Raw genomic sequence first — 14104 nt, forward strand, 5'->3', positions numbered from 1 at the left:
CTTACTTGTTTTATTTTAATTGAATAAGTCTTTATTTACAACCACAATATTTACTTTATTAATGCTATATTTAAATAGATACTATATATATAGTATTTATTAGTAAAGTACAAAAACATAATTTAAGGAGACAATATTATAGTTTGTCTCCTTAGATACTAAAACCATATTCTAAAGTATTCCTAAATAATGAATTTCTAGCATAATATAAATTAATTACACTGTAACATTATTAACTCCATCTTCTTCCCATTTTTTAATCTCTTTTAATCTATCGATTATAGGTAAATGCTGAGTACATTCAATTTCACATTTTCCACAAGATATACATTCTTCAGCTTTTGCATCACTATTCATTGTATAATTCCAATGTCCTAATCCATAAACTAATTTTGTCATCTCTTCATCACTCTTTTTAAACATCTGCTTTTCATTATAAAAAAGCATGTAAGCTGGAGTATTAATACCTTTTGGACATACCTTACAGTACCCACATCCTGTACATATTTCATTCATATTTTGATTTAATCTTGTTTCAATGTCATGTATATCTTCATCTGAATAAATTCTATTTTCATCTGCAATCTTACATGCATCATCTATATCTTGCTTTTTATTAAATCCTATCAAAGATACGCTTATTTGTGGAATTCCTATATTAAATCTTAAGGCGGCTTCTATAGTGCTTTCATCCTCTTTTGCTAAAAAAGAAAGCTCTTTATTGTATTTTGGAATAGTTCCACCACTTAATGGATTCATAGCTACAACACCATATCCATTATCAACAGCATATTTAGCTCCTTTTAATCTATATGGAAAGTTTAATATATTGATTCCCATAGTTACACCTTCAAACTTATTTTCATCAAGAATCTCTATAACTTCGTCTCCTGGCTGATGTGATGAGAATACTATATGGTCAATCAATCCTTCTTCTTTACATTTTAATAATCCTTCATATTGACCTCCAGGTCTCATAGCTAGTTCGTAATGCTCCATCTTTCTAATATTCCATACATGATAAAAATTTATTTTAGATACGCCTAATCTCTCTATTGATTTTTTTACAGCTGCTATAGCTTTTTCTGATGTATCACACACTTTTGGTTTTTCTTTAGTTGATACATAAAAATCAGTTTTACCTTCCGCCATCATTTGTCTAAAAGCTAGTCCAAATATATCTTCACTTCTATCATCACAGTACCCTGGTGCTGTATCAAAGTAATTAATACCTTTTTCATATGCATATTTAACTAAATCGGCATTTTCTTGATTGCTTTTCTCTAAATCAAACCTTAATCCACCATAACCAACTACTGAAACCATTTTCCCTGTTTTCCCATATTCAACGTATCTCATTATAAACTCCTCCTTAGATATATTAAGACTTCTTTTCTTTACAAAAAATATTATACCATAAATATTTTTTATAAATTATTTATGGTATAATATTTTTTTTATAAATTATAAAATTTTACGATTGACATTTTATAACCAAATTAAAAGCTATAAAAAGGTTCAATATGAACTATTACTTGAGCATTTTCATTAATCTCTTCTTGGATTTGTTTTTCAATTTTATGTGTTAAATCATGAGATTGCTCTATACTTATAAAGGGGTCTACCATCACATGCATATCAATATAAATAGAACTTTTACTTCCCCTACTTCTGATATTGTGGACATCTCTTACTTCATTAAATTCAAACACAATTTCTCTTATATAATCCTCCTCTACAGCTACCCTATCTACTAAAATTCCAATAGATGGCTTAAATATTCCATAAGCTGAGTAAATTATAAATGCAGAGATTATAATAGGTACTATAGATTCTATTATTACTGGGAATCCTAATTTTACACCAATTAGAGTAACTAATACTCCTAGAGATACAAAAATATCACTTCTTGTATGCAGTGAATCTGAAATCAAGACATAGCTATTCAGTTTAGTTCCAATCCTATATTCATACATACATACAAAAATATTTATAAAAAGTGTAATTACTAAAGCAATTAGACTTTCTATAGTTATAGAAGGTGTAATTGGATTGGATATTCTTGACACTGCACTAAGAATTATCTTAATTGCTATAACAAACAACATTCCACTAATAAATAAGCTAGTTATAATTTCAAATTTTTTATGTCCATAGGGATGATTTTTATCTTTTGGTTTAGACGCAAAGAAAATGCCTATCAGTCCTACTATATTTGATGCTCCATCTGACAGAGAATGGAATCCATCAGCTGTCATACTATAACTCTTGATTTGATTACCAATAATGATTTTTAATAATGCTACTGCAAAATTAGCAAATAAAATTATCCATAATACTTGCTTTACTTTCTTATAATTATCCATAATAATCTACCTCCTCCCTTCGATTTAATCGAAAAAAGACTATGTATCAATATTAATTAACTAGACAATAAAATTATATATAATCACATTTATTATATTTATATTCAAAATTGGTTGTACTTGTTCATTCAATTTGAAACTTAATTCTAAATAAAAAATTCAGTCATTGTTTTGATATACATAAAAATAAGTTATAGACAATATATAAAATATTATCTATAACTTAAGTCTTTGATAGGAACTATTAATTTTTTATACTAAACCTTCTTTAACTAAGAATGAATGAGCAACGTCCTCTGGTGATTTACCAAGCTCATCAACTTGATAGTTAAGTTCTCTCATAGTCTCTTCATTTATTTTACCTGAAAGCATATTCATAACTTTTTCTAACTCAGGATATTTCTTTAAAGTATCTTCTCTTACTAATGGAGCTGCATAATATGGTACAAAGAAGTTTTTGTCATCTTCTAGTATCTTAAGATTGAACTTTTTAATAAGACCATCAGTTAAGAATGCGTCTATAACTTGAGATTCATTATTAGCTAAAGCTGTATATCTTAAACTTCCATTCATTGCTTTTACATCTTTAAACTTTAATCCGTAATCTCTAGCGATTCCTATAAGACCATCTTCTCTATTTTCAAACTCTAAAGTTGGCGAGAAAGTAAAGTCTTTACCATATTTAGTCAAATCAGAAATAGTATTTATTCCATACTTTTCGGCAGTCTCAGGCATCATGGCTAATGTATAAGTATTATTAAATCCAAGAGGGTCAAGTAAAGTTAACTGATTTTCTTTTTCCATAGTATCTTTTACAACCTTATATGCTTCATCAGCATCTTTAATTGGAGTATGTTTCATTACATTTACCAAAAGTGTACCTGTATAATCCACATACATATCTAGTTCACCAGATTTAATTGCATTAAATGCAACAGATGAACCACCTAGATTTAAATTTTTCTTAACATTAAGATTTGTATTTTTTTCTATTAATTCAGCATAAACATTACCAAGTATAAGTTGTTCTGTATAATCTTTAGAACCAATAGTTATTGTATCTTTCTTACCTGAAAAACTTGAACTAAAAACAACAAACAACATTGAAACAACAACTACAACAGATATTACTTTAAGTGCTATATAATTTTTCTTTGGTGCTTTTGGATTTAATCCTTTTGGAGTAACTGCAACTTCAATTTTACTAAATAAATAATCAACTAGTAGTGCAATTATACATGATGGAATTGCTCCTGCTAAAATCATATTATTGTTTACAGTTTGAACACCTGAAAATACTAAATATCCTAGACCACCTGCACCTATAAACGCAGCAAGAGTCATCAAACCAACAGCTGTAACAGCAGAAATTCTAACCCCACCCATTATTATAGGTAGTGCTAAAGGAAATTGTATTTTAAATAATGTCTGATTTCTTGTAAGACCAATACCTTTAGCTGATTCTAATACGACTGGGTCAATACTGGTTATACCTATATACGTATTTTTTACAATTGGTAGTAATGAGTAGACTACTACCATAAATATGGCTGGTTTACTTCCTATCCCAAGTATAGGTACAAGAAGACCCAAAAGTGCCATAGACGGAACTGCTTGGACTAAGTTTACAAATCCAAGTATTATTTTTCTAAGAGATGAGATTCTTGAAATAATTATTCCAAGAGGAACTCCAACTATTATAGCTATCAAAATAGATGTAACAGTTAAACTCATATGTTGTATTAAAAGCTCTATAATCTTATCCTTTTGTAATAGTATAAAGTTAAAAAAATTATCCAAGGACACTCACCTCCATTTCTAGGAATTGTTCACTTAAAACGGAAAGTAAACTACTTCTAGTAATTAGCCCCACAAGTTTATTTTCATCAGAAACAACTGGAATATATCCAACCGAATTACGGTTCATTACATTCAATATCTCAACTAAATTATCTCCTTCATTCACATGTAAAGGCTCTTTTGACATAATATCAGCAAGTAATATTGATTTGTCATTAATATCTTTCATATCCTTTACTGTAACAATCCCTTTTAATGTTTTAGCTCTGTCTATAATTAGTAAACTGTCAACCTTACTTGTTCTCATAATTTCTATCCCTTGAGTTACAGTTCTCGTTGAAGTTACAGCAATAGGATTTTTTATCATAATATCCCTTGCTTTTATATACTCTGGATTATCCCAAACTCTATCTTCTCCAATAAAATCTTTTACAAAATCATTTGCAGGTTTTCTAAGTATATTTTCTGGAGTATCATATTGTGCTATTCTCCCATCCTTCATAATACAAATTTTATCAGCTATCTTTAAAGCCTCATCCATATCATGAGTTACAAATATTATAGTTTTTTTCAATTCATCTTGAAGAGAAAATAATTGCTCTTGTAAAGATGTTCTTGTTATTGGGTCTAAAGCACTAAAAGGCTCATCCATTAATATTATCTCAGCATCAGTTGCGATGGATCTTGCAACACCAATTCTTTGTTGTTGACCACCACTAAGTTCTGAAGGATACTTATTTAAAAACTCATCACTATCAAGACCTACCATCTCTAGTAGTTGTAATGTTCTTTGCTCAATTTCTTCAATGGACTTTTCCTTTTTTAGGCGTGGAATTAACTCTATATTTTCTTTTATTGTAAGGTGAGGAAATAGGCCTGTGTTCTGTATAACATATCCTATTTTTCTTCTAAGCTCTATTTCATTTTCTTGAGAAATTGGTTTGCCATTAATATATATTTCACCAGATGTAGGTTTTATTAATTTGTTTATAAGCTTCAATGTTGTAGTCTTCCCACAACCACTTGAACCAATTAAAACCACCAATGTACCTGTTTCTACAACTAGAGAAATATCATCTAATATAACATTATTTCCTATCTTTTTGGTTACATTTCTTATTTCTATCATAATCTATCATCCCCTTCATCGACAAGCAACCTCCAGCAATATTATAAGTTGTTTTTATAATTATATCATATTATTCTCTTTATGTAAACAAAGTAGACCTTTTAGGTCAGTTTCTGACTGAAAATTCCTACAAATATAAAGTATTTATATATAGTTATACAATACATAATGTTGAAAAATAAAGTAATAAAAATATTCACAAAATAACACTAGTCTTAATTATATAACATCAAAACTAGTGTTATTTCATTTTTTAAAAAACTATAGTTGGATACTATCCATATACTCAAATAAAGTAATATCTTTGTAGGTTTCTTTTTTATCACTTAAATTCGATATTGTAACTCCCAATAGCCTTATTTGTTTTCTATTCATCTCGACATTTCTTAATAAATTGTCTATGCCACTTCTTATATCACTATATTCATCAATATAATGGTCTAAACTAAGACTTCTAGTTATCTTTGTGAAATCTTCATATTTAATTTTTAATGTAAGTGTCTTTCCAAATTTCTCAGAATTTTTTAATCTATGACATACCTCTTCACAAAGTTCATCAAGAATGTTGCGTGTTTCTTCTTCATCAATATCCAGGTTATGACTTAATGTAGTCTCTGCCCCAACAGATTTTCTAACTCTATTTGGCTCTACATGTCTATCATCTATTCCTCTTGCGAATTTATACAATTCATAACCTTTTTTCTTAAATATATTTTCAAGTTCAAATAAATTTAAACACCTTAAATCGTATCCTGTTTTTATACCTAAATTTTTAAGGGTATTTGAAGTAACTTTTCCAACACCAAAAAATTTATTTACAGGTAATTTATCTAAAAACTCTTGGGCATTTTTTTCATTTATTACAGTCAGACCATTAGGTTTTTTTAAATCCGACGCAATTTTGGCTAGAAACTTGTTGTATGACACACCAGCTGAAGAAGTAAGACCAACTTCTCGAAATATATCTCTTTTTATTTGCTTTGCTATCTCAATTGATGAGTCAATATTTTTTTTATTTTTTGTTACATCTAAGTAAGCTTCATCTAAAGACAATGGCTCAACTAAATCAGTATATCTATAAAATATATCTCTTATTTGATTTGATACACCCTTGTACACATCAAATCTAGGTCTTACAAAAACTGCATATGGGCACCTATTATAAGCTACAGCTGATGGCATAGCTGAATGTATACCAAATTTTCTAGCTTCATAAGAACAAGTTGCAACTACACCTCTACTTTGTGGATTTCCTCCAACAATAACAGGTCTTCCTTTTAATTTTTTATTATCCCTTTGTTCTATAGATGCATAAAAAGCATCCATGTCTATGTGAATTATTTTTCTATGAAGTTCCATCCTTATCACCTTTTAAAATACAAACAGATTGAGTTTATTTAGATTACCTTTTAATTATACCAAACTTATGTTTCTTTATGCTCTTTTTTTTAATTCTCTTTACATATTGATATTTTCCATATATAAAACATCCTATAATCAACTAATTTAATATAATTTATAAAAAATCCTTAAAAACACTTGCAAAAACTATATAAAAGCTTTACAATAGGTATTCCAAGGAACTAAATTTAAAATTCCTTATGGATAACAGTATATATATTAATTTAAATGGGATGTTTTAAAAACAAAAGACTGCCTTGTACAAGGCAGCCTACTGATTTTATTATAATTGTAATGGACTGCTCAAACTATTACTTTAAAACAGCCCATATTTTTTTATATAATTTTAACTATAGTAAAGATTTTGTGATGGATACTCTGGGTCACAAGTTACATCTATGCCAAGTTTTCTAAATGTTTGTTCATCGTCTCTATTTAGTATAGTAGTAGAATGAGCTTGACATCCTTTTAATAATGCCAATTTTTCCATAGCAAATTGTGCAGTTGGATTAGTTACAGCACAAATGCTAAGTGCAGTTAAAACCTCTTGGCAACTAAGAGAAACATTTCTACTAGCTAAAGTTTTTGTTTTTAGATTTATAATAGGTTCTAATATTACAGGTGATATTAAATGCATATCATCAGATATATTAGCTAAGTGTTTAATTGCATTTAATACAGCTGCTGCTGTTCCATTCATTAAGTCAGAACCCTTACCAGTTAATATTGTTCCATCCTCTAACTCTAGCGCTACTACAGGGCAAGTATCATTCTTATCAGCATTTTCTTTTAATTTATTACTGTAATTTCTAGCAGGTAAGACAACTTTTCTATCTTCTGGTTTTAGGTTAAGTTCTTCCATAATCATTTTCATTCTATCATAAGCACCTTTATCAACTTGTCCTTTTTTATATTCACAGGCAGTTTTAAAGTATCTTCTTATTATTTCTTCTATCGAGGCTTTTCTTATTACTTCATCATCTATTATTCCAAATCCAACTCTATTAACACCCATATCAGTTGGAGATTGGTAAATTGATTCTTTTCCAGTTATTTTTTCTATTATTTTTTTAAGCACTGGGAATAATTCTAAATCTCTATTGTAGTTTACTGACATTTCACCATAAGTTTCAAGATGGAATGAGTCTATCATATTTACATCTTTTAAATCAACCGTAGCTGCTTCATAAGCTATATTTAAAGGATGCTTCACAGGTACATTCCAAACTGGGAATGTCTCGAACTTAGAATATCCAACTACATTTCCTCTTTTATTTTCATGGTATAACTGACTTAAACAAGTACCAAGTTTCCCACTATTAGGACCTGGTGCTGTCACTACTACTATTGGTTTTGTAGTTTCTATATACTCATTTGCTCCATACCCCTCATCACTAACTATAGTCTCAACATCTGATGGATATCCTTTTGTTGGATAATGCTTATATACTTTAATTCCTCTACGTTCTAATTTATTTATGAATACAGTTGTAGCAGGTTGTCCTTCAAATCTAGTAATTACTACACTATTTACATCTAACTCATAACCTCTTAAATCATCTATTAATCTTAAAACTTCCATATCATAAGTGATACCAAAGTCTCCTCTTATTTTATTTCTTTCTATATCTCCTGCATATACACAAATTACAACTTCTACTTTTTCTTTCATATGTTGTAATACTTTTATTTTTGCATTTTCATCAAATCCTGGAAGTACTCTTTTTGCATGAAGGTCTCCCATTAATTTTCCTCCAAACTCTAAATAAAGCTTGTCAAAATTATTTACTCTTTCTAAGATATATTTAGACTGCTCTTCTAAATATTTTTTGTGGTCAAATCCTATTTTCATCTTAACACCTCACTAAATTAAATTTCTTATTGATAACAGTATATTTATATATATTTTTTTAGTAAAACATCTTATAAAAAAATGTTAATACTTTTTCACTCAAAGTAATATTATACAATTAAGATTAATTTTTTTCAAGATAGTTTTATAGTAAATTAGATATACTCATATAACTAATAAAATAAGAATATTATATTTTATATATCTAAATATAATATTCTCACCTTATCACTAATTTATTTCAATATTCTCATATATCTTTTACTCCAAGTTCAATACTTTTCTAATATCTTCTATTCCTTGATATACTTCTTGTTTAGAGAAATTCATAGCCTCTAATTCCTCATCAGTTTTTTCCATAAGCATAGTGTAAAATTCTATTGCTATATACTGCATATTTTCAGTATTCACAGTGTTAGCTTTATCGAATAAAATCTCTTCTGCTTCATTCACTTTTCCTTGAAAAACTAGTCGTTTCAAGGTAATAAGTATAACTTCTTCTTCTGTATTATACACTAAATCTTTTTCTTCATATTCACTGTATTTCTTTCCCAATAAAAGTCTTGCAACCATAAGTTTTATCTCATTGAAAATCTTATCTACTATAGCCATTTTTACATCTCCTATAAATAAAGTTTATTTTCTTTTTAATTATAACAGACTTTATATTAAAAATTATTATATGTAAATGAAATAATTCAAAAATAGATTTTAAACATAAAAAAAGAAGGTAGCGGGGGATTTCCGACTACCTTCAAACACTAGATTGTGATTGGTTTGGTATTTTACTTATACCCACCGTACGCTTTGTTAAATCATCTAAATTGATTTTTTTAGCATCCACATCCTCCATCAAAAACGTCACCGCATTCACAAAGTATTAATAATACTATTAAGAAAGGTATCCATGCACATAAGTCCATCTCAGCCCAACAATCTTGGAATGCTAAGAATAAGAAGAATAATATTATTATCCACCAAGCACATCCGCCAAATCCGCCTTCACCAAAAAATCTATCCAACATAATATGTTACCTCCTAGTTATTTTGTATGTGGAGTTTCAGCTCCTAAAATATACTATGTTTAAGGGGTAATATTTGCTAATGATTTTTTCAAAGATTTTCTAAAAAAAATTATTGTCTAACACTCAATGTCTTGCTATCACTATTGATGACTACATCTCCATCAGAAGTCAAAAATGTTTTTACATTCAGTTTTTCTAATATTTTTAATACATCTTCATCAGGAGCTTTTTTATCTGAACAAGTAATAACAGCATATTCTGGGGTAATAGACTCTAAAAATGCTTCAGTTAATTTGTCATACCTTCCATGATGAGGAATTTTAACAAAATCATATTTTAAGGTATTTTCACTTATAAACTCTGCCAACCTTTTTTCCTCTGCATCTCCTGCAAACAAAAACCTGTGTTCTCCATAATTTATACTAGTCATTATTGAATAATCATTCGAACTTTCATAATCACTTTTTGAAGCTGGTTGTATGCTTATTTTTGCATTATTGATTTCAAGATTCATCTTTTCCTTCAGTACTACTGGTTCTACACCAGATTGTTTAAGTGAATCTGTATACTCATCATACTGTTTACTGTCTTTCTCATAATTTGCTTGTATCAGATTCTTTACTTTGACACTAGATAGCACACTATCGACTCCACCTATATGGTCCTTATCTAAATGAGTTAAAATCAAATAATCAAGTGTATTTACTCCTTTTTCCTTTAATTTATCAACTATTTGTTCTCCATTTTTATCTTCTCCTGTATCAATCATTACAACTTTATCGCCTATCTCAATTAATATACAGTCTGATTTTCCAGTGCTTAGTATAGTAGTCTTAAATGCAGTATTTTTTGTGTTGCCTTGAATATTATTTTGACTTACACTATTTTTTTCACTCTTTAAATAAGATTCACTTGTTGATTTTATCTTACCATTAGTAGTTATATTTACCACAATCAATAATATTGCAATTACAGACAATGTAGTAATAAAAAACATGATGTCTCTTAATATTATTCTCTTCATCCAAAATCTCCTATAAATTTTATTTATTACATATTTATAGTATAACAATCCTGACTTAGTAAAATACACATATAAACGGGGCAAATTCTAGGCATATTTGTGGCATTTAAAAAACGGGGTTGTCACGCTAGAAAATAGCGCTACGCCCTTTTTTATACAAAAAAGTAAATCCCAAGTTCAAAAGAGCTTGGGATTCTTGTATAATACTTGTATTAAAAAACAAAATACTATACAAATTAATTATGCTACTTATTGTGATAATCATCAATTTAAATTACCACTAAATATGGATTATATGATTCCAAAAGATGATTCTGTAAGGTTATTAAGTCAAATTATTGAGGAGATGAAGTTAGAAAAATTATATAAGACTTATTCTCGAATTAGAGGAAATAAAGTAACCCCTATACAACTTTTGAAATTCGAGAAATATTCTGAAAGTTAAACAGTTGGCAGTATATTCTATTTTTCTATTGAAAATGATATAATATAGCTATTAAGAGGGAGGGGGACAAAATTTTGAAGTTAAAAACCTTTCAACTGATTCTGATTGTTTGTATGATTTTTCTTTCTTTTCCAATAGAACTTGACTCTGCTTCAGATAAGGTTCCAGTTAAAGTCGGATATTATGATGATGGTGATTATATGAGTCGAAATGAAAATGGTGAGTATATAGGGTTTAATTTTGAATATTTGCAGGAAATTAATAAATACACTAACTGGAAATATGAAATAGTAGATTGTAAAAGTTGGGAAAATGCTTTTGAAATGTTAAAATCAGGTGAGATAGATGTTCTTCCTAGTGTCTATTATACAAAAGAGCGTACAAAAGAAATGCTTTTTCCAACACTGCCAATGTGTAATATTTATACAACTTTAAATGTAAGAGTGGACGATACTCGTTATGATTATGAGGATTTTGATTCTTTTCAAGATATGAAAGTAGGTGTTATTAGTAATAGTAAAGATGCTGAAAACTTTAAAAAATATTGTAAAACAAATGATTTTAAAGTTCAAATTGTATCTTATAAAGAAACAAATGATTTGTTAAGAGATTTAGAAAATGGAAACTTAGATGGTGTTGCTATAACACATCTTGGTCGGACTAGTACATTTAAAAGTGTAGCACAATTTTCTCCAGAACCACTTTACACTGTGGTTTCAAACCATAAGCCAAATTTATTATCTCAACTAAATTCTGCTTTGAATACATTGACACTTAGGAATTCTAGTTATGAAACAAAATTATACAATAAGTATTTTTCTATAAGTACTGCTCAGAAGCCAGTATTTACAAAAGATGAGCAAGAATATATACAACAATCTGGTGAAATTTCAGCTGTTTATGATGCTACAAAGATTCCACTAGAATATAGTGATTCCAAAACAGGGGAGTTTTCTGGTGTGGTTGCTGATTTATTCAAGGTAATTACAAATAACACTGGTTTGAAATTTAGATTTGTTTCTGCAAAGAATTATAATGAAGCACTTCAATTATCAAAAGATTCTAGTATATCTGTAGTTTGTGGTATGGAAAACGATTATATCAATAACCAAAAAAACAATATAAGAACAACACAGTATTATTTGCATGCTCCAGTAGTTTTAGTTAGTGGAGAAAATGAAAATGAAAATGAAATTAAAAAAGTGGCAGCTGTAAATGGTTCTTTGATTGGAGAAAATATTACTAAAGATGGGAAACTGGATAGAACCATAGAATATTATAATTCTCCAAAAGAATGTTTTGATGCTGTATTAAAGAATAAAGTTGATGCTGTTTATGTAAATACTTATATTGCAGATTATCTATTATCCAATCCTCGTTATGAAAAATTTTCTGTTTCAACTTTGACAAACTATGCAGAAGAAATAAGTATTGGTATTTCTGATTCTGCAGATTCAAGGTTGTTTTCTATACTAGATAAATGTATTCAATACATGTCAACAGAAGAAATGGACAGAATAATTTTAAAAAATACAATAGATCAATATGATATAACTTGGCAAGATATTATTCATCAGCATCCGATGGCAATTATTGGAGGAATTATTATAATATCAGCTATTATTATTATACTTTTGAGTTTTCTGCTTTTATTAAAGTCAAAAAATAACAAGCGTATCGAGAGTTTGTTATACCGAGATAGTCTTACAGGAATTTGGAATTTAAATAAATTTTCTAAAGAAGCCATTGAGAGTTTAAGAAATGCAGAAGGTGGTTTATATGTGATTGTTTATTTAGATATAAAACAATTCCGAATGATTAATGACACTTTAGGATTTTCAGAAGGAGATGAAATACTTTGTGCATTAGCTAAAGTTTTACAAAACACTGTCTCTTCTGAAGAATCTTGTGCTCGCGTTTCTGCAGACCAATTTGTTATGTTATTAAAATACAATAGTTGGGATTGCTTAAAGGAACGTCTCTTTAAGATTGACACTCAACTAAATGATTGGATAGAAAAAATGAGAAAAACTTACCAACTTATTCTTGTATTTGGCGTATACATAGTAAATGAAGTTGAAAAACATGATATATCTCTCATGCTTGACCTAGCAAATTATGCGAGAAGAAATACAGAAATAACACACAGAAGTTGTATTGTGCTTTATGATATGGCTATGAGAGAGGAAGGATTACACCAAAGAAACTTAACAGATAGGATGCAAATAGCATTAGAACATGGAGAGTTTATTCCATACTTTCAACCAAAGGTAGACATGAATACAAATAGATTGGTAGGAAGTGAAGCACTAGTAAGATGGAATTATCCAGATAAAGGTATAATAAGTCCTGGAGAATTCATTCCTTATTTTGAAAAAAACGGATTTGTGGTAGAAATTGACTTTTATATCTATGAGGAAGTTTGCAAAATGTTAAAGAGATGGATGGATTTAGGATTAAATATTAGTCCAGTATCTTGTAATTTTTCCAGAATTCATTTTAACAATGAAGGCTTCTCAGAAAGATTGATAGAAATAGCAGATTCATATAAAATACCTCATAAATACCTTGAAATAGAAGTCACAGAAAGCATTTTTATTGAAAATCTTAATCAGATTTTGAGTCATTTTAATCAACTAAAAGAATCAGGATTTCCTATTTCTATAGATGATTTTGGTTCTGGATATTCATCTCTTGGTTTATTACAACAATTTTCTATTGATATAATTAAGTTAGACCGTACATTTATACAAACAGGAATGCATGGTAGTCGTGAACAAGCTGTTGTGTGTGGAGTGGTAAATATAGCAAAAGAATTAAATATGAAAGTTATATGTGAAGGGGTAGAAAGTATAGAACAAGTGAGGATACTAAAAGAAATTGGATGTTATTTAGCACAAGGATATTTTTATGCAAAGCCAATGCCACAGGATGATTTTGAGCAATTATTAAAAAATCCTGTACTGGAAATTAAATCAAATGTTTAAGGTGTACGTTTATTATAAATAATAAATTTAGAATACTTTTTTAGTATATCTATTGGAAGATGACTCTATCTTTGT

At 28.6% G+C, this 14104-nt stretch carries 11 protein-coding genes; 2 read left to right on the forward strand and 9 right to left on the reverse strand.

Annotation, left to right across the window (positions count from 1 at the left end):
* Positions 1 to 216: 216 nt before the first annotated feature.
* The 9 genes from Q3304_RS14065 to Q3304_RS14105 form a co-directional block, all read right to left on the reverse strand.
* A complete protein-coding gene (locus Q3304_RS14065) occupies positions 217 to 1359 on the reverse strand; it encodes an aldo/keto reductase (protein ID WP_074178278.1) in 1143 nt (380 codons plus the stop codon).
* A gap of 140 nt (positions 1360 to 1499) precedes the next feature.
* Positions 1500 to 2366 carry a cation diffusion facilitator family transporter gene (locus tag Q3304_RS14070; protein WP_054269524.1) on the reverse strand — a complete coding sequence of 289 codons (867 nt, stop codon included), beginning with the start codon at positions 2364 to 2366 and terminating at the stop codon, positions 1500 to 1502.
* 252 nt (positions 2367 to 2618) lie between these two features.
* The gene (locus tag Q3304_RS14075) at positions 2619 to 4166 is read right to left on the reverse strand and encodes a glycine betaine ABC transporter substrate-binding protein (RefSeq protein WP_054269523.1); all 1548 of its coding nucleotides are present in this window, start codon (positions 4164 to 4166) and stop codon (positions 2619 to 2621) included.
* A complete protein-coding gene (locus tag Q3304_RS14080; protein ID WP_407814053.1) occupies positions 4159 to 5295 on the reverse strand; it encodes an ABC transporter ATP-binding protein in 1137 nt (378 codons plus the stop codon). Before Q3304_RS14080 ends, Q3304_RS14075 begins: the two co-directional genes overlap by 8 nt.
* Positions 5296 to 5556: 261 nt before the next feature.
* Positions 5557 to 6654 (reverse strand): DNA polymerase IV, encoded by a 1098-nt coding sequence (dinB, locus tag Q3304_RS14085; RefSeq protein ID WP_407814052.1) that lies wholly within the window; start codon positions 6652 to 6654, stop codon positions 5557 to 5559.
* A gap of 388 nt (positions 6655 to 7042) precedes the next feature.
* Complete coding sequence (locus Q3304_RS14090; RefSeq protein ID WP_054269520.1) at positions 7043 to 8548, reverse strand: DUF1846 domain-containing protein; 1506 nt, start codon at positions 8546 to 8548, stop codon at positions 7043 to 7045.
* Positions 8549 to 8809: 261 nt separating this feature from the next.
* Positions 8810 to 9160, reverse strand: a complete 351-nt coding sequence (locus Q3304_RS14095) for a DUF6483 family protein (RefSeq protein WP_021383697.1) — start codon at positions 9158 to 9160, stop codon at positions 8810 to 8812.
* Between the two features lie 221 nt (positions 9161 to 9381).
* Positions 9382 to 9573 carry a hypothetical protein gene (locus Q3304_RS14100; RefSeq protein ID WP_021383686.1) on the reverse strand — a complete coding sequence of 64 codons (192 nt, stop codon included), beginning with the start codon at positions 9571 to 9573 and terminating at the stop codon, positions 9382 to 9384.
* Between the two features lie 109 nt (positions 9574 to 9682).
* Complete coding sequence (locus tag Q3304_RS14105; protein ID WP_407814051.1) at positions 9683 to 10597, reverse strand: ComEC/Rec2 family competence protein; 915 nt, start codon at positions 10595 to 10597, stop codon at positions 9683 to 9685.
* A 196-nt stretch (positions 10598 to 10793) separates the two neighbouring features.
* Here Q3304_RS14105 and Q3304_RS14110 point away from each other — a divergent pair, with 196 nt between their 5' ends.
* Both Q3304_RS14110 and Q3304_RS14115 read left to right on the forward strand, forming a co-directional pair.
* Positions 10794 to 11042: a hypothetical protein gene (locus tag Q3304_RS14110; RefSeq protein ID WP_079739679.1), complete on the forward strand. Its 249-nt coding sequence runs from the start codon at positions 10794 to 10796 to the stop codon at positions 11040 to 11042.
* A gap of 74 nt (positions 11043 to 11116) precedes the next feature.
* Positions 11117 to 14029 carry an EAL domain-containing protein gene (locus Q3304_RS14115; RefSeq protein ID WP_054269518.1) on the forward strand — a complete coding sequence of 971 codons (2913 nt, stop codon included), beginning with the start codon at positions 11117 to 11119 and terminating at the stop codon, positions 14027 to 14029.
* Positions 14030 to 14104 lie beyond the last annotated feature (75 nt).

The organism is Clostridioides sp. GD02377 (genome assembly GCF_045899875.1).
Lineage (GTDB): Bacteria > Bacillota > Clostridia > Peptostreptococcales > Peptostreptococcaceae > Clostridioides > Clostridioides difficile_A.

Bases quoted from the DNA above. Each gene is read 5' to 3' on its own strand.
- Q3304_RS14065 (WP_074178278.1), bottom strand. From the start codon at position 1,359: ATGAGATACGTTGAATATGGGAAAACAGGGAAAATGGTTTCAGTAGTT.
- Q3304_RS14070 (WP_054269524.1), bottom strand. From the start codon at position 2,366: ATGGATAATTATAAGAAAGTAAAGCAAGTATTATGGATAATTTTATTT.
- Q3304_RS14080 (WP_407814053.1), bottom strand. From the start codon at position 5,295: ATGATAGAAATAAGAAATGTAACCAAAAAGATAGGAAATAATGTTATA.
- dinB (WP_407814052.1), bottom strand. From the start codon at position 6,654: ATGGAACTTCATAGAAAAATAATTCACATAGACATGGATGCTTTTTAT.
- Q3304_RS14090 (WP_054269520.1), bottom strand. From the start codon at position 8,548: ATGAAAATAGGATTTGACCACAAAAAATATTTAGAAGAGCAGTCTAAA.
- Q3304_RS14095 (WP_021383697.1), bottom strand. From the start codon at position 9,160: ATGGCTATAGTAGATAAGATTTTCAATGAGATAAAACTTATGGTTGCA.
- Q3304_RS14100 (WP_021383686.1), bottom strand. From the start codon at position 9,573: ATGTTGGATAGATTTTTTGGTGAAGGCGGATTTGGCGGATGTGCTTGG.
- Q3304_RS14105 (WP_407814051.1), bottom strand. From the start codon at position 10,597: ATGAAGAGAATAATATTAAGAGACATCATGTTTTTTATTACTACATTG.